General features: G+C 71.4%; 12 protein-coding genes and 3 pseudogenes. 8 read left to right on the top strand and 7 right to left on the bottom strand.

Features of this window, described 5'->3' with window-relative positions; translation table 11 throughout:
* Window positions 1-41 precede the first annotated feature (41 nt).
* The 5 genes from ACWD3C_RS16460 to ACWD3C_RS16440 are packed head-to-tail and all read right to left on the bottom strand — an operon-like array spanning window position 42 to window position 8,003.
* Window positions 42-650, bottom strand: a complete 609-nt coding sequence (locus ACWD3C_RS16460; protein ID WP_451144390.1) for a GTP-binding protein — start codon at window positions 648-650, stop codon at window positions 42-44.
* A complete protein-coding gene (locus ACWD3C_RS16455; protein WP_451144388.1) occupies window positions 631-4,248 on the bottom strand; it encodes a hydantoinase B/oxoprolinase family protein in 3,618 nt (1,205 codons plus the stop codon). The genes ACWD3C_RS16460 and ACWD3C_RS16455 overlap by 20 nt, the downstream gene beginning before the upstream one ends.
* A 24-nt stretch (window positions 4,249-4,272) precedes the next feature.
* Window positions 4,273-4,668, bottom strand: coding sequence for a DUF742 domain-containing protein (locus ACWD3C_RS16450; protein ID WP_451144386.1), 396 nt, complete (start codon window positions 4,666-4,668; stop codon window positions 4,273-4,275).
* Between the two features lie 18 nt (window positions 4,669-4,686).
* Window positions 4,687-5,118, bottom strand: coding sequence for a roadblock/LC7 domain-containing protein (locus ACWD3C_RS16445; protein ID WP_451144384.1), 432 nt, complete (start codon window positions 5,116-5,118; stop codon window positions 4,687-4,689).
* Complete coding sequence (locus ACWD3C_RS16440; RefSeq protein ID WP_451144382.1) at window positions 5,115-8,003, bottom strand: nitrate- and nitrite sensing domain-containing protein; 2,889 nt, start codon at window positions 8,001-8,003, stop codon at window positions 5,115-5,117. Before ACWD3C_RS16440 ends, ACWD3C_RS16445 begins: the two co-directional genes overlap by 4 nt.
* A gap of 606 nt (window positions 8,004-8,609) precedes the next feature.
* Between ACWD3C_RS16440 and ACWD3C_RS16435 the strand changes: the two genes are divergently transcribed.
* The gene (locus ACWD3C_RS16435; RefSeq protein ID WP_451144380.1) at window positions 8,610-9,194 is read left to right on the top strand and encodes a hypothetical protein; all 585 of its coding nucleotides are present in this window, start codon (window positions 8,610-8,612) and stop codon (window positions 9,192-9,194) included.
* A gap of 23 nt (window positions 9,195-9,217) precedes the next feature.
* On the opposite strand, the pseudogene ACWD3C_RS16430 reads toward ACWD3C_RS16435, so the two are convergent.
* Window positions 9,218-9,727, bottom strand: a pseudogene (locus tag ACWD3C_RS16430) (oxidoreductase C-terminal domain-containing protein); the annotation flags it as partial.
* On the opposite strand from ACWD3C_RS16430, the pseudogene ACWD3C_RS16425 reads away from it, so the two are divergent.
* From ACWD3C_RS16425 to ACWD3C_RS16395, 7 genes and pseudogenes are all read left to right on the top strand, one after another.
* Window positions 9,725-11,587: pseudogene (locus ACWD3C_RS16425) on the top strand (GcvT family protein); the annotation flags it as partial. The pseudogenes ACWD3C_RS16430 and ACWD3C_RS16425 sit on opposite strands and share 3 nt — an antisense overlap.
* Before the next feature lie 496 nt (window positions 11,588-12,083).
* Window positions 12,084-13,009, top strand: a pseudogene (locus ACWD3C_RS16420) (aromatic ring-hydroxylating oxygenase subunit alpha).
* A 151-nt stretch (window positions 13,010-13,160) separates the two neighbouring features.
* The gene (locus ACWD3C_RS16415; RefSeq protein ID WP_451144378.1) at window positions 13,161-14,702 is read left to right on the top strand and encodes a GMC family oxidoreductase; all 1,542 of its coding nucleotides are present in this window, start codon (window positions 13,161-13,163) and stop codon (window positions 14,700-14,702) included.
* Entirely contained in the window at window positions 14,702-15,805 is a 1,104-nt protein-coding gene (locus tag ACWD3C_RS16410) for a quaternary amine ABC transporter ATP-binding protein (RefSeq protein WP_451144376.1), read from the top strand. Before ACWD3C_RS16415 ends, ACWD3C_RS16410 begins: the two co-directional genes overlap by 1 nt.
* Window positions 15,806-15,807: 2 nt before the next feature.
* A complete protein-coding gene (locus tag ACWD3C_RS16405) occupies window positions 15,808-17,847 on the top strand; it encodes an ABC transporter permease (RefSeq protein ID WP_451144374.1) in 2,040 nt (679 codons plus the stop codon).
* A 109-nt stretch (window positions 17,848-17,956) separates the two neighbouring features.
* The gene (locus tag ACWD3C_RS16400) at window positions 17,957-18,913 is read left to right on the top strand and encodes a glycine betaine ABC transporter substrate-binding protein (RefSeq protein ID WP_451144372.1); all 957 of its coding nucleotides are present in this window, start codon (window positions 17,957-17,959) and stop codon (window positions 18,911-18,913) included.
* Window positions 18,914-19,073: 160 nt separating this feature from the next.
* Complete coding sequence (locus ACWD3C_RS16395) at window positions 19,074-20,540, top strand: aldehyde dehydrogenase family protein (protein WP_451144370.1); 1,467 nt, start codon at window positions 19,074-19,076, stop codon at window positions 20,538-20,540.
* 3 nt (window positions 20,541-20,543) lie between these two features.
* Here the strand turns inward: ACWD3C_RS16395 and ACWD3C_RS16390 are convergent, their stop codons facing one another.
* Window positions 20,544-25,376, bottom strand: coding sequence for a hypothetical protein (locus ACWD3C_RS16390; RefSeq protein WP_451144368.1), 4,833 nt, complete (start codon window positions 25,374-25,376; stop codon window positions 20,544-20,546).
* Between the last annotated feature and the right edge of the window lie 45 nt (window positions 25,377-25,421).

Below are 25,421 nucleotides of genomic sequence, written 5' to 3'. Positions count from 1 at the left end.
CCCGTACCCCGGTCGGCGGGGGTACGGGCCGTTCCCGTGCGTCAGGTGGTGGTGAGGGTGTGGCGGCGCTCGGCCGCATGCGCCATCGCGTGCCGGACGACGGCGACGAGGACCTCCTTGACCGACTCCTTCTCGCGGGCGTCGCCGAGCACGACCGGCACGTCCGGGTCGAGGTCGAGTGCCTGGCGGACGGTGTCGGCCGGGTAACGGGTGGCGCCCTCGAAGCAGTTGACGCCGACCACGAAGGGTATGGAGCGCCGTTCGAAGTAGTCCACGGCGGCGAAGCAGTCCTCCAGGCGGCGGGTGTCGGCGAGCACGACGGCGCCCAGGGCGCCGGAGGCCAGCTCGTCCCACAGGAACCAGAAGCGGTTCTGACCGGGCGTCCCGAAGAGGTACAGCACCAGGTCCTCGCGGAGCGTGATGCGCCCGAAGTCCATGGCGACGGTGGTGGTGTGCTTGCCCTCCACGCCGCTGGTGTCGTCGACCGGGCGGCCCGCCTCGGTGAGCACCTCCTCGGTGCGCAGCGGCTTGATCTCGCTGACCGCGCCGACGAGGGTCGTCTTGCCCACACCGAAGCCACCGGCCACCAGGATCTTGAGCGTGACGGGCTCGACCGGAGGCTTGCCGCGCTCAGAACGCCCGAAGATCATCGGTTTCTTCTCCTGCTTGATGGTGGTCGCGCGGCGGTGGGCCGTAGCCCCCGCCGCCGGGGGTTTCCATGACTAGTACGTCGCCGGGGCCGACATCCGCCGAATCACTCCCGCCAAGTCGTACGACACTGCCGTCGGCGCGCTCCACCCGGTTGGCGCCGAGCGCCCCGGGTTCGCCACCGGCCATGCCGTAGGGCCGCACCCTGCGGTGCTGGGAGAGCGTGGAGACGGTCATGGGCTCGTGGAACCGGATGCGGCGTACGGCGCCGTCTCCGCCGCGCCAGCGTCCGGCGCCCCCGCTGCCCCGGCGTACCGCGAACTCGTCGAGGTGGACGGGCAGGCGCCACTCCAGGACCTCGGGGTCGGTGAGGCGCGAGTTGGTCATATGGGTCTGCACGACGGGCGCGCCCGGGAAGCCGTCGCCGGCGCCCGAGCCGGAGGCCACGGTCTCGTAGTACTGGTACCGCTCGTTGCCGAAGGTGACGTTGTTCATGGTGCCCGAGCCTTCGGCCTGGACGCCCAGGGCCGCGTACAGGGCGCCGGTGATGGCCTGCGAGGTCTCGACGTTGCCGGCGACGACGGCGGCCGGGGGTTCGGGGGCGAGCATCGAGCCGGGCGGGACGACGATGTCGAGGGGGCGCAGGCAGCCGTCGTTGAGGGGGATGTCGTCGGCGACCAGGGTGCGGAAGACGTACAGGACGGCCGCGTTGACCACCGAGAAGGGCGCGTTGAAGTTGGTGGTGAGCTGCGGGGACGTTCCGGTGAAGTCGACGGTCGCGGAGCGGTTTTCGCGGTCCACGCGCACGCGTACGCGGATGACGGCGCCGGAGTCGGTCTCGTAGGCGTACTCGCCGTCGTCCAGGACGTCGATGACGCGGCGGACGGCTTCCTCGGCGTTGTCCTGCACGTGCCGCATATAGGCCTGGACGACGTCGAGGCCGAAGTTCTCGATCATGCGGGCGACCTCGTCGACGCCCTTCTGGTTGGCGGCGATCTGGGCGCGCAGGTCGGCGAGGTTGGTCTTCGGGTTGCGGGAGGGGTACGGCGCCTCGGTGAGCAGGCGGAAGGTCTCCTCCTCGCGGAAGCGGCCGTTCTCGGCGAGGAGCCAGTTGTCGAAGAGGATGCCTTCCTCGTCGATGGTGCGGCTGTTCGCGGGCATGGAGCCGGGCTGGACGCCGCCGATCTCGGCGTGGTGACCGCGGGAGGCGACGTAGAAGAGGATCCGCTCACCCTCCGTGTCGAAGACCGGGGTGATCACGGTGACGTCGGGCAGGTGCGTGCCGCCGTGGTACGGGTCGTTGACGGCGTACGTGTCGCCTTTGCGCATGCCGTCGCCGCGCCGCCGGATGACCTCCTTGACGCTCGTGCCCATGGAGCCCAGGTGGACGGGGATGTGAGGGGCGTTGGCGACCAGGTTGCCGTCGGGGTCGAAGAGGGCGCAGGAGAAGTCCAGGCGCTCCTTGATGTTGACCGACTGGGCGGTGGACTCCAGGCGGGCGCCCATCTGTTCGGCGATGGACATGAAGAGGTTGTTGAAGACCTCCAGCAGAACCGGGTCGGCTCCTGTGCCGAGATCGGAACTCTCCGTAATCGTCGCGCGTTCCATGATCAGGTGGCCGTCGTCCGTGATGACCGCCTGCCAGCCGTCGTCGACGACCGTCGTGGCGCCGGCCTCGGTGATGATCGCGGGTCCGGTGACGGTTTCGCCGGGCGGGAGCTGCTCGCGGCGGCGCAACGGTACGTCGCGCCGGGCACCGCCCGTGTGGAGGCGTACGGCTTCGAGGGTGCCGGGTGCGGTCGGGCGCTCGGCGAGATGGGACAGATCGGGGGGTTCGGTGAGACCGGTGGCTTCTACGGAGAGGGCTTCGACGACGACCGGACGGTCGAGGGTGAAGGAGTAGGTGGCGCGATGGCGTTCTTCGAAGGCGTGGGTCATGGTCGCGGGCTCGGTGAGCTCGACGACGAGGGCCGTGTCCGTGCCGTCGTAGCGGAGCTGGGCGCGGCGGGTGACCTGGATACGGTCCTCGGGGACGTCCTCGGCGAGGAGTTCGGCGCGGGCGGCGCCCTCCAGGTCGTCGGCGGTCTTCCGGACGCGGGGCATCGAGGCGGCTTCCAGGGGTGCCTCGACGGACTGTTCGCGCATGGCGGTGGTGTCGGCGAGGCCGATACCGAGGGCGGAGAGCACGCCGGCCATGGGCGGGACGAGGACGGTGCGGATGCCGAGCGAGTCGGCGACCATGCACGCGTGCTGGCCACCCGCTCCACCGAAGGTGGTGAGCGCGTAACGGGTTACGTCGTGGCCCTTCTGGACGGAGATCCGCTTGACGGCGTTGGCGATGTTGGCGACGGCGATCTGCAGGTAACCCTCGGCGACCTGCTCGGGGGTACGGTCGTCTCCGGTGCGGTCGCGGATCTCGCGCGCGAGGGCGGCGAAGCGGCCCCGGACGAGCGCGTCGTCGAGGGGCTGGTCGCCGTCGGGGCCGAACACCTTGGGGAAGTGGGCGGGTTGGATGCGGCCGAGCATGACGTTGGCGTCGGTGACGGTGAGCGGGCCGCCGCCCCGGTAGCAGGCGGGCCCCGGGTACGCGCCGGCCGAGTCCGGCCCTACGCGGTAGCGGGAGCCGTCGAAGTGGAGAATCGAGCCGCCGCCCGCGGCCACGGTGTGGATGTCCAGCATGGGCGCGCGCAGCCGGACCCCGGCGATCTGTGTGGTGAAGACCCGCTCGTACTCGCCCGCGAAGTGCGAGACGTCCGTGGAGGTACCGCCCATGTCGAAGCCGATGACGCGGTCGAAGCCGGCGAGCTGCGACATGCGGGCCATGCCGACGATGCCGCCTGCGGGCCCGGAGAGAATGGCGTCCTTCCCGCGGAACTGCCCGGCCTCGGCGAGCCCGCCGTTGGACTGCATGAACATCAGCCGTACGCCTTCGAGTTCGTCGGCGACGTGCTGGACGTAGCGGCGCAGCACCGGCGACAGGTAGGCGTCGACGACGGCCGTGTCCCCGCGCGGGACGAGCTTCATCAGCGGGCTGACCTCGCTGGAGAGCGAGATCTGCGGGAAGCCGATACGGGCGGCCAGCTCTCCGACGGCCTGTTCGTGGGCGGGGTGGAGGTGGCTGTGCATGCAGACCACGGCGACGGCGCGGATTCCGTCGTCGTACGCCTCCTGGAGCGGCCTGGCGAGGGCGTCCAGGTCGGGGTCGCGCAGGACTGTGCCGTCGGCGGCGATGCGCTCGTCGACCTCGACGACTCGCTCGTAGAGCAGTTCGGGAAGCTCGATCTCGCGGGCGAAGATGCGGGGGCGGTTCTGGTAGGCGATGCGCAGGGCGTCGCGGAAGCCGCGGGTGATGACGAGGAGGGTACGCTCGCCCTTGCGCTCCAGGAGGGCGTTGGTGGCGACGGTGGTGCCCATGCGGACGGCCTCGATGGGGGCGTCGGAGCCGCCCAGGAGTTCGCGCACGCCCGCGACGGCGGCGTCCGCGTACCGCGTGGGGTTCTCGGAGAGGAGCTTGTGGGTGAGCAGGCGGCCGCCCGGGCGCCGCGCGACGATGTCGGTGAAGGTGCCGCCTCGGTCGACCCAGAACTGCCAGCCTGTCACGTCACTACTCCGCTTCTGCGCCGTTCACAGTGCCCGGAGGCCGTTGATCACGTCGCGCAGAATACTCTCGTCCACCAGCTCCGCCGGGGGTACGGGACGTGTCACATGGACCATTTCGCCGTCCACGAGATCCCCGACGAGGACGCGCACCACCCCGATGGGGAGGTCGAGCTCGGCCGAGAGTTCGGCCACCGACTGCGGGGCGTCACGGCAGAGTTCGACGATGTCCACGTGCTCCGGGGACAGCGAGTGGTCCGCCTCCGGATCGTCGGCGTGCGGTTCCGTGACGACCACCGCGATCAGGTCGAGACGGTGTTGGACCGCATGGCTGGTCCGGCCGCGCGTCATGGCGTACGGACGGACCACCGGCCCGGCCTCGTCGTCGAACCAGTGGCTTCTTCCCTGACCGTCTCCGCTCATGCCATCCCACTACCCGTCCTAGGGCACATCGGTGCGTGGAGCGGAGCCCAGATGTATGCCGACCCGCTTGACCAGGAGTGTCATCTCGTAGGCGATCTGACCGATGTCGGCGTCGGCGTCGGCGAGGACGGCGAGGCAGCTTCCGTCGCCGGCGGCGGTGACGAACAGGAAGGCCTCGTCGAGCTCGACGACGGTCTGCCGGACGCTGCCCGCCTCGAAGTGGCGGCCGACGCCCTTGGCCAGGCTGTGGAATCCGGAGGAGACGGCGGCCAAGTGCTCGCTGTCCTCTCTGGTCAGGCCCTCGGAGACGCCCGTGGGCAGCCCGTCGCTGGAGAGCACGATCGCCTTGCGGATGCTGGCGACACGCTCGACCAGGTCGTCCAGGAGCCAGTTCAGCTCCCTGGACTCCGTGCCCGTCGTGGTGGGCCCTGCGTCCCTCGGTGCGGTCATCGACCGTCCCCCTTACTCGTTCCTCGTGATGCTGAGCCGCCTTGGGCATCATCGCCCGTAGCGTTCTCCTCGCGGCCGCGCCGCCAGCCCCGCTGGAGCGAGGCCATACGGCTGCGTACCTCGTCGGCGTCGCGTTCGGCGAGGTCCGCGCGGTCGGTGCGGGCCTTGTCGCGCTCGGCGCGCCGTTCGGGGCCGTTCTTCAACTGCGGGGCCAGATTGGCCTGCCGGACGCGTCGGGGCAGCGGGCCCGCCCCCGATTCTGCCTGGCCTGCCTGGGCGTCCGCGCGCGGGGGCGTCCCGGCCGCGTCGCTCGACGGGCCCGTACGACGGCGTTGGGGCAGGGCGGGCGGCTCGTCCCCGCGGCCCTCGTCCCCGTGGCCGGTGAGGGTTTCCGTGCGGTCGGCGCCCGGAGGCTTCGGCTCGGCACGGCCCGCCCGGTGGGGCAGCGGCTCGGGGTGGTCCGCGCCCGGAGGAGCCGGCCGGTCGGGGTGGTGCCCGCGACGGGCCGTCAGGGGCCTCGCCTCCTCAAGACCGGCCGTGCCCGGCGGGTGGTTCTCCGGAGGCTCGTCGTCACCGCTCCGGGAGCCGCTCTCCGTCACCGGGCGGCCGTGCGAGCTGACGAGCTTGGGAAGCCGGCGCCTGGGCAGTTGCACGGGGCCGGGACGCGCGGTGCCGACGTCGCCGGGGCGTGCCTGTTCGCCCTGGCCGTCGCGCGCCTGCTGGTGCTGCTCCCCGGGAACACCGGCGACGGAGCGGCGCGGCCGGAACAGACCGCCCTCGCGGTCCTCGTCGTCGAGTCCGTCCGGAAAGCCGCCGAAGGAGTCCAGGTCGACCGGTGCCTCCAGTTCGACCGGCCCGTCCAGGAGGGAAGGCGGGAGGCCCGGCAGCCGTACCGGCACCTCGGAAAGCGCCGCGGCGCGCCCCTGTTCGACCTCGGCCTCCTTGCTGGGATGGGCTCGGTCGAGGCGGAAGCCGATGCCGTTGGTGTCCGGGACGTCGTCCGTGAGCAGCGCGTCGGGGATGAAGACCACGGCGGTGGTCCCGCCGTACGGCGAGGGTTGCAGGGAGACGCGGACGTTCTGCCGCTGGGCGAGCCGGCTGACGACGAAGAGACCGAGCCGGTCGGTGTCGGACAGCTCGAACTCCGGGGTCTCCGCGAGCCGGAGATTGGCGTCCAGGAGGGCCTCGGCCGCCATACCGAGGCCGCGGTCGTGGATCTCCAGGGTGAAGCCGTTGGCGACGCGCTCGCCCAGCACCTGGACGGCGGTGTGCGGCGGCGAAAACACCGTGGCGTTCTCCAGTAGTTCGGCCACGAGGTGGGTGAGGTCGGCGACCGCAGGGCCGGTGACGGCGACGCGCGGGAGACGGCGGACCTCGATGCGCTCGTAGTCCTCGACCTCGGCGACGGCGGCCCGGACGACGTCCATGAGCTGGATGGGCTTGCGCCACTGCCGGGACGGGGCGGCGCCGGAGAGGATGACCAGGCCCTCGGCGTGGCGGCGCATACGCGTGGTCAGGTGGTCGAGGCGGAACAGGTCGGCGAGTTCGTCGGTGTCCTCGGTGCGGCGCTCCATGGCGTCCAGCAGGGTGAGCTGCTTGTGCAGCAGGACCTGATTGCGCCGGGCGAGGTTGACGAAGACCTCGGAGACTCCGTCGCGGAGTTCGGACTGCTTGACGGCGGCCTCGACGGCGGCGCGCTGGAGGGTGTTGAGGGCCTGGCCGACCTCGCCGATCTCGTTCTTGTCGTACTCCAGGCGCGGGACCTCGGTCTCGACGTCGACCTTCTCCCCCGCGGAGAGGCGGCGCATCACGCTGGGCAGCCGGACCCCGGCCGCCTCATGGGCCTCCTGGCGCAGGCGGCGCAGGTCACGGATGAGAATGCGGCCGATGCGTATGGACATGATGAGGGAGGCCAGCAGGGCGGCGAGACCGAGCACGCCCGCGATGGCGGCCTTCACGATGACGTTGACGGCGAGGGGCCGGACCCGGTCCTGGAAGCGGTCGCCCGCCTCGGTGTTGAGGTCGGCGAGTTCGTCGAGCACCCGGTCGGCGGCGGTGTCCCAGGTCTTGGCGGTGACTCCGCGGGGTTCTCCGGGAGCGGAGCCGATGACGGCCCGCTCGGCGACGCGCAGCGGGGCGGTGTTCGCGTTCTTCCAGTAGCGCTCGAAGCGTTCGCGATCCGCCGAGGGCAGCAGGGGCAGGGTGATGTCGTACATCAGAGTGCGCTGCGCCACGAGGTCGGCGACATCGCGGATCTCGTCGCGGGTGAGCCGGCCCGAGACGAGTGCGGAGCCGAGCAGGGCGTCCTCGCGGGAGAGCAGTTCGCGCGCGCGTGCGAGGTTGACGAGGGCGCGTCCCTGCTTGTCCATCTCCACGTTGTCGAGGACGTCGAGGTTGGCCAGCAGGGTGAAACAGGGGTCCACCAGGCGGTTGTACAGGTTGAGGGCCTGGGACACGTTGACGGTGCCCTCCTCGACGCTGTCGCGCAGAGAGGAGATGCCGTCGAGACCGTCCAGGATCGCGGTCAGGCGCGTCGCGGTGGCCTCGCCCATCTCGTCCCGTACGTCGGCGTCCTCGGCGTTCGTGCGGAGCGCGGCCACGGCTTCGTCGGTGGCGGACCGACTGCGCTTCAGGGCGGTGAGCGCGTCGGAGGCGCGGGGGTCGGCGAGGTAGACGAGAGTCTGGCGGCGTTCCTGCTGGAGTACGCGGACGGTGTCCTCGGTGGGGAAACCTATCTCCTCGACGACGTACGACACGTTGAAGAGCTGTCCGGCCTCGCGGCCGGTAAGGAACGTGGCGAAGCCCCAGATCCCGGTCAGGGACAGCAAGGGCACGAGAAGCAGCGCCACGATCTTCCGGCGGATGGACTTCCCGCGAAAGCGCATGGCCTCCCCCAGCTTGACCCCCGCCGGCCCGGGGGTACACATGTGCGTCAACAAACGGCGTGAGCCTACTACCGACACCCAGGTAACTCGAAGGCCTGTCCGGCCGCACTGCTCATCTGTAGGGAACGAGACATGGGGAGTTGTCCGATCATTGCGGGAGATTGTCTCCTGCGGTCCGGCACTTGGGGCGATCGGCTCCTGTCGGGGAACTTCATCGGTTGGCCGGTTTCCTTCGCTCGTTGGGAATCTTCGGCGGACGCCGATCGTCTTTCTGTACGGGAATTGGGGGCGGAATCGGCCACAGGCGCCGCATGCCGCGCCCAGGCGGCGTAAAACAGCGCAAGCCGGGCAACCACAGGGGAGCCGGGGTCACATGATCCCGGGGCGAGCTGTCTGCCGGCGGTGGGGAGTGACACGTTGATGGGCACGGCGGAGCGGCGCGGAGCGCCCGGAGACGGTGCGGCGACGCCTGTGGCGGAGCAGCCGGGGTCACAGGCACCGGAGGGCGGTATTCCTGCGCGGGAGAGCGACACGGGTGACCCGGTGGGCGCGCGGCGGGCCCCCTCGGGCCCCGGCGGGCCGGGCGCCGCGGCACAGCGGAGTTCCGTGACGGACGGGCGTGACAGACGCGACGGGCACGGGAGTTCCTCGGCGGACGAACGGCCCCGGTCCACCGATGACGGACGACGGCCCGCTGCCGACGGCGGACAGCTCCTCTCGGCGGAGGCCCCCTCCGAGCAGCCTGAACAACAGCCGGCAGGAGCGCGTTTCCTCGAAGGTAGAGGCGAAAATCAGCCGTACTACCGGCCGTTGTGGGTGGAGGAGCCCGCGAAGCGTCGGCGGCTGCCCGATCCGGTGCGCACGGCGGCCGTGCGCGCGGTGCTCATCATCGCGGTGACGCTGATCCAGGCGATGGTGGCCTTCCTGTGCACCCTGGCCGGTTCCTGGCTGGCGTTCCCCATGGTGCTCAGCAGCGTGGCCAGCACGGTCGTGGCAACATGGGGCGCGCTGGACGTGTGGGTGACCCGCCAGGTGTGGAACCAGCGCAACGGCGTGGTGTCGGTCCCGAGCAGCTCGGCCCGAGCACTGCGGCGGGAGCGTCGCCGCGCCCGGCGGCAGGCCCGGGCGGCGGAGCGCACCCAGGAGCGAATACGGAGGCGAGGCGGAGCGGGACAGCTGTCTCACTCGTAGGCCGGAGCGGGTCTGGACGACCGTCACCGTGCCGCCGGCTCCACCTCGCCCGCCGCACGCACCAGTTCGCGCCGCACCCGCATGAACGGGCGGGGGCGGTTCACGGACAGCACGGCTGACGTACGGCCGTCGCGCTCGTACAGGGCGAGGAAGCCGCCCTCGTCCGGGGCTCCGTCGTCGGCGAGCGCGCCCTCGGCGATCCGGACGGTGTCGGACGCGTGGTGCCGGCCGGCGAACTGGATGCGGGCGCCGTACGGGTCGGACCAGAAATAGGGCACCGGCCGGACGGTCTCGACCGTGCGCCCTGCGAGCAGATTGCGTACGGCGACGCGGGGTTGCTCGGTGGCCGAGGTCCAGTGCTCCGCGCGGGTGCCGCCGACACGGGCGACGTCACCGACGGCGACCACCTGCGGCAGCCCGGTCACACAGCCGTCGTCGCACAGGACGCCGTCGTGGAGAGCGAGCGCGGAGCCCGCCAGCCAGGCGGAGTTGGGGACGGCGCCGATGCCGACGATCACGATGTCGGCGGGCAGGGCGTCTTCGCCGCCGACCATGTGGTCTCGGCGGCCGGTCTCTGGGGCCCGCTCATCGGCCGCATGGCCGGAGTCGACGTACCTGCAACCCGTCGCACACCAGTACGCGAAGACGAAGCCGCTCCCCGAACTCCAGGACCACGAAGCAGAGGCCTCCCGGCCCATCCTCCGCTTCCAGGACCGCGACCTCTACTTCCGCGAGCACACCAACCGCATCGGCATCGGCTCCTACGCCCACAAACCCATGCCCGTCGACCCGTTCGCGATCCTCCCGTACGGCGAGGCCAAGGCGCGGAACATGGAGATGCCCTCCTCGTACCCCTTCACCGAGGAGGACTCGGCCCCGAGCTGGGAGGACTGCCGCCCTCTGATGCCGACCCTGCGCGGGACGGAGATCGACGAGGGCTTCAACGGCGTCTTCTCCTTCACCCCGGACGGCCTGCCGGTCCTCGGCGAGTCGCCCACCACCAGGGGCTTCTGGCTGGCCGAGGCCGTCTGGGTCACCCACTCCGCGGGCGTCGCCAAGGCCGTCGCCGAGTGGATGGTCGACGGCCGCCCGTCCGTCGACATCCACGAGTGCGACCTCACCCGCTTCGAGGACGCGCAGCGCTCACCGTCGTATGTCGAAGAGCGCGGCTGTCAGCAGTTCGTCGAGGTGTACGACGTCGTCCACCCGCTCCAGCCGCTGGAGCACCCGCGCCCGCTGCGCGTCAGCCCCTTCCACGCCCGCCAGCAGGCCCTCGGCGCCCGCTTCCTGGAGGGCGGCGGCTGGGAGCGCCCGCACTGGTACGAGGCGAACGCGCCGCTCACCGAAGGACTGCAACTCCCCGAACCCGACGCCTGGTCGCCCCGCTACTGGTCCCCGATCGCGGCCGCCGAGGCGAGGGCGACCCGTGAGAAGGTCGCGCTGTACGACATGCCCCCCCTGCGCCGCCTGGAAGTCACCGGCCCGGGAGCACTCGGCTTCCTCAACCGTATGACCAGCAACAACCTCCGCAAGAAGCCCGGCGCGGTCACGTACACCCTGCTCCTCGACGAGACGGGCGGCGTACGTTCCGACCTCACCGTCGCGCGCCTCGCCCCGGACCGCTTCCAGGTGGGCGCCAACTCCCCCACCGACCTGGACTGGCTTCTGCGGCACGCCCCGGCCGACGCGCAGATCAGGGACATCACCTCAGGGACCTGCTGCGTCGGCGTCTGGGGCCCGCTCGCCCACGACCTCGTCCAGTCGCTGACCCGCGACGACTTCTCGCACGAGGGCTTCGGCTACTTCCGCGCCAAGGAGACGCACCTCGGGCATGTCCCGGTCACGGCGATGCGCCTGAGTTACGTCGGTGAGCTGGGCTGGGAGCTCTACACCACCGCCGACCTGGGGCTGAGGCTCTGGGACACGCTGTGGGAGGCGGGCCGGGAGCTCGGTGTGGTCGCGGCCGGGCGCTCCGCCTTCAACTCCCTTCGTCTGGAGAAGGGTTACCGCGCCTGGGGCACCGACATGACCGACGAGCACAACCCGTTCGAGGCGGCGTCGGCTTCGCGGTCCGCATGGGCAAGGACGGCTTCGTCGGGCAGGAAGCCCTCCGGCGCCTCCCCCAGGTGACCCGCAGGCTCACGCCCCTCCTTCTCGACGACCCCGCCTTCGTCGTCCTGGGCAAGGAGCCGGTCTACGTGGACGGCACCCCCGCCGGCTACGTCACCAGCGCCTCGTACGGCTACACGCTGGGCCGCTGCGTCGCGTACGCCTGGCTGCCGCCGCTGACCACCGGCACCGGCGTGCACATCGAGTACTTCGGCGAGAAGGTCTCCGCGACCGTGGCCGATGAGCCGCTCTTCGACCCGAAGATGACCCGCATCCGCCGATAGGTGACGCCCATGTCCCCACGTACGACGTGATGGTGATCGGTCTCGGCGGCAAACCCACGAGGTGCTGGACGCCGAGGAGATCCGCCGCCGCTTCCCACCCTGAACCCGCAGGACGACGAGATCGCCCTCCACGAGGAGAAGGCCGACCCGCCCTCACCGGCTCCACCGCACACCCCATCGGCCTGACCGGCCCCGCCCGCCTCGCCGCCACGCCCACCTGAGCAACAGGCACGTTCCGCTTGAGGAGTACGCACGTGACGACGACCCCCGCCCCCGAGTCCCCGCTCGCCACGCACCAGGTCTCGCCCAGCCTGACGGCGACCCTGCCGGGGCACTACTACACGGACCCGCAGATCTTCCGGCGGGAGCAGGAGTTCCTCTTCGAGTCGATGTGGATCTGCGCGGTACGCTCCGCCGACCTGGCCGAACCCGGCGCCTTCCGCACCGTCCAGGTCGGCCGTGAGAGCGTCCTGACCATCGGTTCCGCACCGGCGAGCTGCGGGCCTTCCTCAATATCTGCCGCCGCCGAGGGGCCCGGCTGTGCCTGGAGGAGTCCGGCGAGGTCCGGCGCGGCCTCCAGTGCCCGTACTACGCCTGGACCTACGACCTCGACGGCAAGCTGGTCGCGGCGCCCAACCTGGTCAGGATGCCGGACATCGACCGTGTCGAGTACGGCCTGGTCAAGGTCGCCCTGCGGGAGTGGCTCGGCTATGCCTGGGTGTGCCTGGCCGACGAGCCGCCCTCCTTCGAGAAGACGGTGCAGGGCGAGGCCGTGGAGCGGCTGGGCACCCCGGCCGCGATCGAGCACTACGGAACGGAGAGGCTCGCGCTCGGCAAGCGGATCGTCTACGACGTGAAGGCGAACTGGAAGCTGATCGTCGAGAACTTCATGGAGTGCTGTCACTGCGCGACGATCCACCCCGAACTCACCGGGTGCTCCCGGAGTTCGCGGACGGCTACGCCGCGCAGTACTTCGTGGGCCACGGCGCCGAGTTCGGCGACGACGTCCAGGGCTTCACGGTCGACGGCGGCGAGGGCTTCGGCAGGCTCGACGGCGTGGCCGAGGAGCAGGACCGGCGCTACTACGCGATCACCGTCAAACCACCGGTGTTCGTCAACCTCGTCCCCGACCATGTGATCGTCCACCGAATGTTCCCGATGTCACATGAGCGGACAGTCGTCGAGTGCGACTGGCTGTACTCTCCGCAGGTCATCGAGTCGGGAGCAGACCTCACCAAATCGGTCGAACTGTTCCATCGTGTTAACGTTCAGGACTTCGACGCCTGTGAGCGCACCCAGCCCTCGATGGATTCGCGTGCCTACCGCTCCGGCGGCGTCCTGGTGCCCAGCGAGCACCACATCGGCACCCTCCACCACTGGGTGATGGAGGGACTCAAGGCCGGAGGCTCTACAACGATGTGAGCCGCATCACATCTCGCTTGAATCGTGAATGACCTCAGAAGTCGAGGGCAGGCGCCCCACCCCATGTCCTGTCGTTAGGACACACCGTCCAGCGACAGGGCCGGGGCGCCGGGGAAAGGCCCGGCAGGCACGACAAGGAGCAGAAGAAGCCATGCCCGAGCAGGAGACTTATGACTACGTCGTCATCGGCGGAGGTACCGCCGGTTCGGTCGTCGCCTCCCGTCTGACCGAGGACCCGGAGATCCGGGTCGCCGTCATCGAAGGCGGGCCCTCCGACGTGGACCGGCCCGACGTACTGACGCTGCGGCGCTGGCTCGGTCTGCTCGGCGGGGACCTCGACTACGACTACCCGACGACTCCGCAGCCGCGCGGCAACTCCCACATCCGGCACAGCCGTGCCCGGGTGCTCGGAGGCTGCTCCTCCCACAACACCCTGATCAGTTTCAAGCCACTGCCCTCCGACTGGGCGGAATGGGCCGAGGCGGGTGCCGAGGGCTGGGACGCGGCCACCATGGACCCGTACTACGACCGGCTGCTGAACAACATCGTCGCGGTGGACGAGAAGGACCGCAACGCCATCGCCCGCGACTTCGTCGACTCCGCCCAGGAAGCCCTCGGCGTACCGCGTGTCGAGGGCTTCAACAAGCAGCCCTTCCACGAGGGCGTCGGCTTCTTCGACCTGGCGTACCACCCGGAGAACAACAAGCGCTCCTCCGCCTCGGTCGCGTATCTGCACCCCTTCCTGGACCGGCCCAACCTCCATCTGATGCTGGAGACCTGGGCGTTCCGGCTCGAACTGGAGGGTGAGCGTGCTATAGGTGTACGAGTACGTACCGCCGACGGCACGGAGAAGACCGTCACCGCATCGCGCGAAGTCATCGTCTGCGCGGGCGCGGTGGACACCCCGCGCCTGCTGATGCACTCCGGAATCGGCCCCAAGCAGGACCTGGAGGCTCTGGGCATCCCCGTCGTCCACGATCTGCCGGGCGTCGGCGAGAACCTGCTCGACCACCCCGAGTCCGTGATCGTGTGGGAGACCCACGGGCCCATTCCGGACAACTCCGCGATGGACTCCGACGCGGGTCTGTTCGTCCGCCGGGACCCCGCGTCCCCGGGCCCGGACCTGATGTTCCACTTCTACCAAATCCCGTTCACCGACAACCCCGAGCGCCTCGGCTACGAGAAGCCGCCGTACGGGGTGTCGATGACCCCCAACATCCCCAAGCCGCGCAGCCGCGGCCGTCTCTACCTCACCAGCGCCGACCCCGCGGTCAAGCCCGCCCTCGACTTCCGGTACTTCACCGACGAGGACGACTACGACGGCCGGACCCTGGTGGACGGCATCCGTCTCGCCCGCGAGATCGCGAAGACCGGGCCGCTCGCCTCCTGGCTGAAGCGCGAGGTCTGCCCCGGGCCCGAGGTCACCGGCGACGAGGAGCTGAGCGAATACGCGCGCAAGGTGGCGCACACCGTCTACCACCCGGCCGGCACCTGCCGGATCGGCGCGACCGACGACCCGCTCGCGGTCGTCGGCCCCGATCTGACCGTGCGCGGCCTGAGCGGTGTCCGCATCGCCGACGCCTCTGTCTTCCCGACCATCCCCGCCGTCAACCCGATGATTGGCGTGCTGATGGTCGGAGAGAAGTGCGCAGACCTACTCGTTCGGCCGAACACTCCGGGAGTCGATGCCTGATGTCCACCACCCTGATCAAGGAAGCGGAACGAGGCGAGCCGGCCGATGGCGCGCCCGTGTTCTCCGTACGCAATCTCTGGAAGGTCTTCGGGCCGAAGGCCGAACGCGTCCCCGGCAGCGAACTCGCGGACCTACCCACCGACGAACTGCGCCGCCGCGCCGGCTGCACGGTCGCCGTCCGCGATGTCTCCTTCGACGTCCGCAAGGGCGAGGTGTTCGTCGTCATGGGCCTGTCCGGTTCCGGCAAGTCCACCCTCGTACGCTGTCTGACCCGGCTCATCGAACCGACCTCCGGGGCTCTGGAGATCGACGGCGAGGACGTGCTCGCCATGGACCGGAACCGGCTGCGCGAGCTGCGTCGACACCGGGCGGCCATGGTCTTCCAGCACTTCGGGCTGCTGCCGCACCGTTCCGTGCTCGACAACGTGGCCTACGGCCTGGAGATCCAGGGTGTCGGCAAGCTCGACCGTCGCGCCCAGGCCATGAAGATGGTCGACAAGGTCGGTCTCGCCGGTATGGAGCACCGCCGTCCCACCCAGCTCTCCGGTGGCCAGCAGCAGCGCGTGGGCCTGGCCCGCGCCCTCGCCGTCGACCCCGAGGTACTCCTGTTCGACGAGCCGTTCAGCGCCCTGGACCCGCTGATCCGGCGTGACATGCAGGAGGAGGTGATCCGCCTGCACCGGGAGGAGGGCCGCACCATGGTCTTCATCACCCATGACCTCCAGGAGGCCCTGAAGCTCGGTGACCGCATCATGCTGATGCGCGACGGCGCGATCGTCCAGATCGGCACCCCGGAGGAGATCGTGGCCAGCCCGGCCGACGAGTACGTCCGGGACTTCGTCCGCGACGTGCCCCGCGAACAGGTCATCACGGTACGCAACGCCATGCGGCCCGGGGACTGCGGCGGCACGGAGCACCCGGGCGCTCTCGCCCCCGACACGGTCGTCGCCTCCGCCATCGAAATGGTCGCCCGCAGCGGCGAGGCCGCCTGCGTGCTGGAGGACGGCACCTGCCTGGGCGTCGTCGACCACGAGAACCTGCTGGCCGTGGTCGCGGGCGTCGGCAGCACGGCCGTCGACTCCGAGCGGGCGGCGGTGAGCTGACGATGAGCACGATCACTCCCGAAAAACAGGCACCGGGAAAGACCGGCTCGCCACCGGGCGAGCCCCGGGACACCGCCACCCGCTCGCCGCTCCTGCGCAGGCTGTCGGTCATGCGGCCGTCCACCCGTCGGCTCGCCGCGCTGGCCGCGGTCGCCGTGGTGCTGGTGCCGTTCGCCGCCGTCCTGTGGGGCAGCGGCGCATGGCCTTCCCAGCTCACCGTGGACGTGTCCACCCCGCTCGACGACGCGTACAACTGGGTCCTCGACAACCGCAACACGAGCCCGGTGTTCCTCTACTTCCTGCTGCACCTGAGCAACTGGGCCGAGGGCTCGGTGGACTGGGTCACCGACTTCCTGCTGAACCTCGGCTGGTTCGCGGTGACCGCCGCCGCGGTGCTGATCGCCTGGCGCGTCGGCGGCCTGGGGCGGCGCGGGCTGAAGACCGCGGGAACGGCTCTGGGCGCGTTCGTGGTCTGCGGGCTGCTCGGCATGTGGGAAGCCACCATGGAGACGCTCGCCCTCATGGCGGTCGCGGTCTCCGTGTCCGCCGTGGTCGGCGGCCTGCTCGGCCTCGGCGCGGGCCTGTCGGACCGGTTCGAGCGGATTCTGCGCCCGGTCCTCGACACCATGCAGATCATGCCGGCGTTCGCGTACCTGCTGCCGCTGGTGCTGATCTTCGACATCGGTGTGCCGTCCGCGCTGATCGCCACCGTCATCTACGCGGCCCCGCCGATGGCCCGGCTCACCTCGCTCGGCCTGCGCGGCGCCGACCCGTCCGTGATGGAGGCATCGGCGTCGCTCGGCGCGACCCCGGTGCAGCGGCTGCTGACGGCTCGGCTGCCGCTGGCCCGCAAGGAGGTCCTCCTCGGCCTCAACCAGACGATCATGATGACGCTCTCCATGGTCACCATCGCGTCGGTCATCGGCGCGGGCGGTCTGGGTGAGGAGGTCTTCCGCGCGCTGTCCACGGTCGACGTCGGCGCGGCGCTCGCCGCGGGCATCCCGATCGTGCTGCTCGCCATCTGGCTGGACCGCACCACCGCCGCCGCGGGCGACCGTCTGGGCGGGGGCGGCGTCCACACCGGCATCGCCTGGCTGCACGGGTGGCGTGCCTGGACCGTGGTGGCCGGCGCGTTCGCCGCGCTGCTCGCCGTCGGCAAGGCCGCGCTGAACAACGAGTGGCCCGACGGCTGGACCGTCGGCATCTCGCGGCCCGTCAACGAGGCCGTCGACTGGTTCACCAGCCACCTGGCCGAGGGCGTACCCGTCCTGGGCGGCACCCGCGTCTGGGCGGACGGCTTCACCACCGAGGTCCTCAACCCCCTGCGGGACGGTCTGACGTCCACGCCGTGGTGGTTGCTGGTCCTGATCGCCGCCGCGCTGGCGCTGCTGGCGGGCGGCTGGGGCGCCATGTGCACCGCCGGCCTGTCGATGGCCGCGGTCGGCGTCATCGGCGTGTGGGACAACTCCCTGGACACCCTCTCGCAGGCGATCGCGGGTGTGGTCCTCACGCTGCTGGCCGGGTTCGTGATCGGCGTGGTCGCCGCAAGGGTGCCGACCGTGGAGCGCGTCCTGCGTCCCGTGCTGGACACCATGCAGACGCTGCCGCAGTTCATCTATCTGATCCCGGTGGTCGCCCTGTTCAACGTGGGCCGCTCGGCGGCCGTCGCCGCGGCCGTCCTGTACGCTCTGCCCGCGGTGATCCGCATCACCGTGCAGGGGCTGCGCGCGGTCGACGCGGCGGCACTGGAGGCGGCCCGCTCGATGGGCGCCAGCACCTGGCAGCAGATCTTCCAGGTGCAGCTTCCGCTGGCCCGCCCCGCCCTGATGCTGGCGCTCAACCAGGGCGTGGTCCTGGTACTCGCCATGGTCATCGTCGGCGGGTTCGTCGGCTCGGGCGCACTCGGTTACGACGTCGTCTACGGTCTCCAGAAGAGCGAGCTCGGTGTCGGCATGTCCGCGGGCGTCGCCATCGTCCTGCTGGGCCTCGTACTCGACCGGACCACCCAGCGCCGTACGAGCGACCACACACCGAAACCGTGACCGAGGCCCCACCCGGCAAAACCCCTGCGTGCGCACGCGCACCGCATCGGAACACAGCCACTCAGGCCGAAGGCATCCTGCTCAACCGAAACGAGAGACACCTCCCCAGATGAAGAACAGAACCCACGCACACCGCGCCGTCGCCGCCACCGCCGTCGTTCTCGGCCTCACCGGGCTGACCGCCTGCGGTGCCGCCGACACCTCCTCCTCGGGCAGCTCCGACGAGGTCACCATCGCCGTCCCCTCGTGGGTCGGCGCGGAGGCCAACGCCGCGGTGGCCAAGTACGTCCTGGAGAACGAGCTCGACGTCAAGGTCAAGACACAGCAGCTCGACGAGTCGGTCGCCATCGACGGCCTCAACAGCGGCAAGGTCGACGCGATCCTGGAGGACTGGGGCGGCGCGCCGAAGAAGATCGAGCGGTACGTCAACAAGGAGAAGACCGTCGTCGAGGGCGGTGACCTGGGCGTCGTCGGGCACATCGGCTGGTTCATCCCGAAGTACCTCGCCGACGAGTACCCGGACCTCGCCACCTGGGAGGGCCTCAACAAGCACAAGGACCTCTTCAAGACCGCGGAGAGCGGCGACAAGGGGCAGCTGCTGGAGGGCTCGCCGTCGTACACGACGAACGACGACGCGATCATCAAGAACCTGAAGCTGGACTTCAAGACGGTCTACGCGGGCTCCGAGGCCGCGCAGATCACCCAGATGAAGGAGAACTACGAGTCCAAGAAGCCGTTCATCGGCTACTGGTGGACGCCGCAGTGGCTCAACGCCCAGATCGACCTGGTCGAGGTGGAGCTGCCCGAGTACACGGAGGGCTGCGACTCCGACCCGGAGAAGGTCGCCTGCGCCTACCCCAACACGGATCTGCAGAAGTTCTTCAATGCCGACTTCGCCGAGAACGGCGGTGACGCGGCCGAGTTCCTGAAGAACTTCAAGTGGACGGCCGACCAGCAGAACGAGGTCGCCGCCATGATCGCGGACGAGAAGATGAGCGCGGACGCCGCCGCCGAGAGGTGGGTCGAGGCCAACCAGGACACCGTCGAGGGCTGGTTGCCGAAGTAGGAAACGAAAACGGCATGCCACGTCCGGGTGGGCGCACGGCGGGGGTTTCCCGCCCTGCGCCCACCCGGACGGGCCCGGCGGGTGTGGCGAGCCCCGGCCGGGTGCCGCACCACTCACCCACACCGCCTCGAAGCACGCAGCAAAGAAGGAAGTAAGCAAGATGCCGGACCTGTTCATCGGCGGCGCGTGGACCGCCGCGCTCGACGGACGAACCCGCGAGATCCGCTGCCCCGCCGACGGCAGCCTGGTCGCGGTCGTCGACGAAGCGGGCGGCAAGGACACGGTGGCGGCCATCGCCGCCGCCCGGCGCGCCTTCGACAAGGGACCCTGGCCGCACACCCCCGCCGCCGAACGCGGTGACCTGCTGCTGCGCGTCGCCGATCTCCTCGTCCGCGACAAGGAGCTCCTCGCCCGCGCCGAATCGCTCGACACCGGTAAGCGGATGGTCGAGAGCGAGTACGACATGGACGACATCGCCAACTGCTTCCGCTACTTCGGCCGCCTCGCCGCGCAGGACACCGGCCGGGTCGTCGACACCGGCAACCCGGATGTCGACAGCAGGGTGGTGCACGAGCCGATCGGGGTGTGTGCCCTGATCACCCCCTGGAACTACCCGCTTCTGCAGACCGCCTGGAAGGTCGCCCCGGCCCTCGCCGCGGGCAACACCTTCGTTCTCAAGCCCAGCGAACTCACCCCGCACACCGCGATCCACCTGATGCGACTGCTGAACGACGCCGGGCTGCCCGCCGGAGTCGGCAACCTGGTGCTGGGCGCCGGTCCGGAAGCGGGCGCGCCCCTCGCCGAGCACTCCGACGTGGACCTGGTCTCCTTCACCGGCGGCCTGCAGACCGGCCGTCACCTGATGGCCACGGCGGCGAGCACGGTCAAGAAGGTCGCGCTGGAACTCGGCGGCAAGAACCCGAACATCGTGTTCGCCGACGCCGACTTCGACACGGCCGTCGACATGGCGCTGACCGCCGTGTTCCTGCACTCCGGCCAGGTGTGCTCGGCCGGTGCGCGGCTGCTCGTCGAGGACTCCCTGCACGACCGGTTCGTCGACGAGGTGGTCCGCCGTGCCCAGCTCATCAGGCTGGGCGGGCCGTTCGACGAGAAGGCGCAGACCGGTCCGCTGATCTCCGCGGCGCACCGCGACAAGGTCGAGGCGTACGTCGCCCAGGGCATCGCGGAGGGCGCGGTGCTGCGCTGCGGCGGCACCCGGCCGAGCGGCGAGGAGTACGAGCAGGGCTTCTACTACCTGCCGACCGTGCTCGACGAGTGCGCCGGCAGCATGTCCGTCGTCCAGGACGAGTCCTTCGGGCCGGTCCTCACGGTGGAGCGATTCACCGACGAGGACGAGGCCGTGCGCCTGGCCAACGACACGATCTACGGTCTCGCGGGCGGGCTGTGGACCCGCGACGAGGCCAAGGCCGCGCGGGTCGCCTCCCGGCTGCGGCTCGGCACCGTCTGGATCAACGACTTCCACCCCTATGTCCCGCAGGCGGAGTGGGGCGGCTTCAAGCAGTCCGGTACGGGACGGGAGCTGGGCCCGGCCGGGCTCTCCGAGTACCAGGAGCACAAGCACGTCTGGCGCAACACCAACCCGGCCCCGCAGGGCTGGTTCGCGTAACCGTCACGAGCCCTGCGGTGCGGGCCGCTTGAACATCCGGGTCGCGGTGATCTCGCTGTGCACCGCTCCCCCTTCCCCGGCCGGGGTCTGCTGCGGCAGTCCCGGCCGGAGGTGTTCCTCAACGCTGATGTACTTCAGCCCGGCGCGCAGGTCGGCGTCGTTGCGCAGACGGATGACAAGAGGGAACTCCGCCAGCGCGGTCGTGTCGAACAGGCCGGTGGTGTAGAGGAGCTGGACTCCGAGCGCGTCCGACACGGCACGCTGCAGCTCCAGCAGGTACGTCGCGTTGGCGCGCCCGATGGGGTTGTCGAGGAACAGCGTGCCCGCGTGCCGGTGCTTGTCGCGGCCCCGGTCGTTGGAGCGCAGGGCGGCCATCGTGCAGTACAGGGCGATCGCCGCGGTGAGCAGCTGTCCGCCGGAGAACACGTCTCCCATCTGGCCTACGGGAACGCGCTCCGCGCGCAGCACGGCGTCCGGCTTGAGGATCTCGACGGCGACGCCCTTGGGCTGCAGGGCGGCGCCGACTCCTCTGAGCAGCAGGGACATTCCGTCGCGCCGCAGGTCGGAGTTCTTCTTGACGGCCGCGCGGGTCGCCTCGTCGACGACCTCACCGAGCCGTTCGGTGAGCGTTGCCTGGTCGGGCTCCTCGAAGCGGATGCGCAGGAACTCCTGCCCGGACCACTCCCCCAGCCCCTCGGGCAGCCGGGACAGCCGCTGGGCGGACCGGAGCGTGGCCAGGGCGGATTCCACGAGCCCCCGCAGCCGGTCGACGATCGAGTCCCGGTTGCGCTCCAACTGCTCCAGCTCGTCCGTCAGCACCCGGAGCCGGGGCGCGAACGCGTCCGCCCACTTCTTCGCGTGCTCCGGCAGCGCGGACGCGGGCAGTTCGCGGATCTGCTGACGGGCGGGCGTGCGCACCTGCTCGTAGCGCGTGGAGTTGGCGTGCCGTACGAGGATGTCGCTCGCCTCGCGTACGGCGCCTTCGGTGGCGGAGAGGTCGGCGGCGCAGCCGCGCAGCGAACGGCGGGCCTCGGCGGCGGACTTGCGGGCCTCCTCCAGGCTGCCGGGGTACGGCTCGGTCTCCTCCTGCTCCTCGTCCGTGGTGTGCGTCTCGCGCAGCAGGTCACGGAGCAGGGCGGCCGTCTCGTCGAAGCCGCCGGCCGCGTCCTCGGCGGCGCGGTGGGCGTCCAGCAGCTCGGCGTGGGCATCGCGGGCCTGGGTCAACGCCTCGGTGCGGGAGGCGAGTTCGGCGGTGGCGGTGCGCAGCAGGGCCTGGGCGTGCTCGGCGTCGCGCGGGACGAGCTCCTCGGGCAGGTCGGTGTGCGCCTCGCCGTCCTCGGGCGCGTGCCGTTCGGCCTCGCCGCGCAGCCGCCCGAGCTGCTCGCTCGCGGTGGACATCCGGGTCTCCAGCAGCTGCACCAGCTCCTCCGCGCGGGCGGCGGCGGCCTGCCGGGAGGGCCCGTCGGAGCCGTCGGGTGACTGAAGGAGCTGCTCGGCGCGGTTGCGGACCTTGTTGCTGAGCCGGTCGAGATCGGCGCGCGCGGCACTCTCGTCGCTCTCGGCGCGGGCCTGCTCGGCGCGCAGGTCGGCGCCGACGCCGACCTTCTCGTACAGCTGGGAGGCGGCACGGTAGGCCTCGCGGAGCGCGGGCAGCGACGACTTGGGATCGTCCGTGTCGTCTTCCGGTACGTCGTCGGGCGCGCCCGCGATCTCCGCTCGCTCGGCGCGCAGGGCGCGGGCCGTGCGGCGGGCGTCGTCGGCCGCGCGCTGGGCGGCGCGACGGTCCTCGTCGGCGGCGCGGGCGCGCTCCAGGCACGTCTGGGCGCCGGCCTCCGACTCCGTTGCCTCGTCGGCGAGTTCACGGACCCTGACCTGCCAGGCGGCGCGCTCGCGCAGCCGGAAGGCGAGCCCGGCGAGGGCGTCGGCGGCGCGCCGGGCGCGCTGCGCGGCCTCCTGCCGCTCGTCCCGCACCTGGGCGGCCTCTGCGGCGGCCTCCTCGGCCTCGGCCCGAACGGTCCGCGCCTGAGTCAGCTCGGCCTCCGCCTCCTCGGCGAACGCGCGCGCCTCCCGGGCGGCCGTGGCGAGCTCGGTGAGCCGTCCCGCCGGGCAGCCCGTGCGCCAGGAGGCGAGCCGCGCCGCCAGCTCGCGGTCCTTGCCGAGGCGTGTGGCGAGGGTGCGGATCTCCTCGTCCCGCTCGGTCGCCCGCGCGCGCAGCGCCTGGCGTTCCTCGTCGGCGGCGTGCTCGTCGTGCATGGCCGGGTTCGGCGGTACGAGGAAGACGTCGCCGTTCCGGGATTCGGGGGCCGGGGTCGGGGCGAGCAGGGCCGCGGCCGTGCCGACCGCCACGGCGGACCGGGGCAGCAGCGCGGCGTCGGAGAGGGCCTCGCGGGCGCGGGCGTGCGTGTCCGGGTCGGTGATGATCACGCCGTCGACCAGCTCGGGTCGGGCGGCCAGCACGCGCGCGTGGTCGGCGGGGTCGACGGCCTGGGCGAGGTAGCGCCAGCCGGGGAGGGCGGGGATGCCGTGCTCGCCGAGGAACTCGACCGTGGCCAGCACGTCCGGGCCCGGCGGCAGCAGCCCCCCGTCACCGAGGGCGCCGAGAATCCGGGCGTCGTCGGCCGCGGCGGTCCGCAGCTCGAAGAGGTGGCGCTCGGCGGAGGCCACGTTCTCGTCGAGGAGCTCGCGCAATTCGTCGGCCCAGTGGTCCAGCTCCTCGGCGGTGAGCGGGCCTTCGTCGAGAGCACGCGGGGTGTGGGGGGCACCGGAGCGCGTCACGCGCGCGGCGCCCCGGGCCGCACCGCCCGCTCCGGCCGACGAGGCGCCCGGACCGACTGCGACATCCGACGCCACCCGCGAGCCGTCGGCCGACTTTGCACCGGAGACGGCGGAACCGGACCGCCCCGCTGTCCCGGCGCTCTTCCCGGGCACCGAACCGCTCTCCTCATCGGCACCGTCCCGGCGCGGCCCCGGCACCCCGCCCTTGCCGGAGGCGCCCGGCAGGCTCAGCAGCTCCGCCAGCCGCTCCTCCGCCGCGAGCCCCTCGGCTGTCCCGCGCTCCCCGTCGTACGCCCGCTCGGCCGCCGTGGCCGCGTCCGCCGCGCGGGCGGCGGTCAGCTCGGCCCGCGACTCGGCGGAGGCCGCCTCGCGGTTGTGCTCGGAGGCCCGGCGGGACGCCTCGCGCGCGGTGTCCCAGGCGGCGACGGCCGTCTTCTCGGCGTCGCTCGCGGCGAGCGCGGCCCGCGCGGGGTCGGCGTCGGGGGCGCTGTCGTCGAGCCAGCCCGCGCGCACCGCCTCGGCGGTCTCCTGCTCTACCTCGGTGAGCCGCTGCCGCAGATGCCCGACCTCGCTGCGGGCGCGCTGTGCCTCGGTGGCGGCGGACGTCGAGTCCCGGTACGCGGACTCGCTGACCTCCTGGAGCGCGGCGGACCGCTCCTCCTCCTCGTTCGCGAGGGTCTCGGCGCTCTCGGCGGCGCCGTGCAGGGCGCGTACGAGATCGACGGCGGCCTTGGCGCGGGCGGCCAGCGCGGGGGCGGCGTCCCGCTCGGCCTCGCGGATCGCGGCGGCCACGCGCGCGGAGCGGTCGGCGGCGGCTCGGTGCCTCAGCACGGCCTCGGCGGCCTGCCAGGCGGAGTGCAGGGTGCGCGCGTCGGCGAGCTCGCGCTTCTGGGCGGCGGCGGACTTCTCGGCGGCGGCGAGGGCCAGCGAGGCGTGCCGGTAGGCGAGTTCGGCCGCGATCAGCGCGCTGCGCCCGCGGGCCGCCTCGGCGTGCGTGACGGCGTACGCGGCGGCGGTGACCCGCTGGGCGAGGTCGGTGCTCCGGACCCGCTCCTGCCCGGCCCGCGCGGACAGCCGCCGGGCCAGCGTGCGGGTCCGGCGCTCGGCGGCGGTGTGGATGTCCCGCGCGCGTGAGCGTGCCTCGGCGGCGTCGACGATCCGCCCGAGCAGGTCCACGGAACCCGCCGTGAAGTCGCGCTCGGCGATCAGCTCGGCGCGCCGCCCCAGCTTGTTGCCGAAGCCGCCGACCAGGTCCGCGAGCCCGTCCGTGTCCCGTGTGTCGGTCACGGCCCGCAGCAGCAGGTCGGTGAAGTCGGAGTCCTTCTTGACCGCGAAGAGACCGGCGGCCTCGCCCTCGTCGGCGTTCATCTCCCGCTGGTAGCGGAAGAGTTCGGGGTCCAGGCCGAGGTCACCGAGGTGCTCGTTCCAGCGGTCGTGGATCTCCTCCCAGTGCACTTCGAGGTGCGGGTACGCCTTGCCCGCCTCGGTGAGTGCGTCGCGGAAGCCCTTCATCGTCCGGCGGCGCCCCTTCGCACCCGACTGCCCCTCGACGGGCGGCCGTACGGCGGTGGACTCGGCGACGGGGAGGCTGTCGAGGCTCAGCCCCGGGCCGGGCCGGAACGAGTACCAGGCCTCGGCGAACTTCCGTGGGTCGTTGGAGACCTGCCGTCCCCGCCATTCGCTCACCTTGCCGACGACGACGCACTCGCCGGTCAGCGTGTGCTGCCACTCCAGCGCGACATGCCCGCAGTCGTCGGCGAGCAGGAACTTGCGCAGCACACCGGAACTGGCGCCACCGAGGGTGTTCCGGTGGCCCGGCAGCATCACCGAGAAGATCAGCTTGAGCAGCACCGACTTGCCACCGCCGTTCTCCAGGAAGAGCACGCCGGCGGGCGCGGGCCGGTGCGGTGGCCCGGTGGGCTCCTCCTCGAAGAACTCCGCCTGCTGGGGCGCGGGGTCGGGCACGGGCTCGCCGACACCCCGCAGGTCCAGCACGGTGTCGGCGTAACGCGCACCGGCAGGGCCGATGGAGTAGAGGCGGACCCGGGACAGCTCGTACATGGCGGCGGACTCTCGCAGTCGTAACGGTGGTTCGGAGAAGCAGGA

Source organism: Streptomyces sp. NPDC002845 (genome assembly GCF_053591955.1).
Note: the sequence above shows the minus strand (reverse complement) of the source record. Positions and strands in the feature narration are given on the sequence as shown.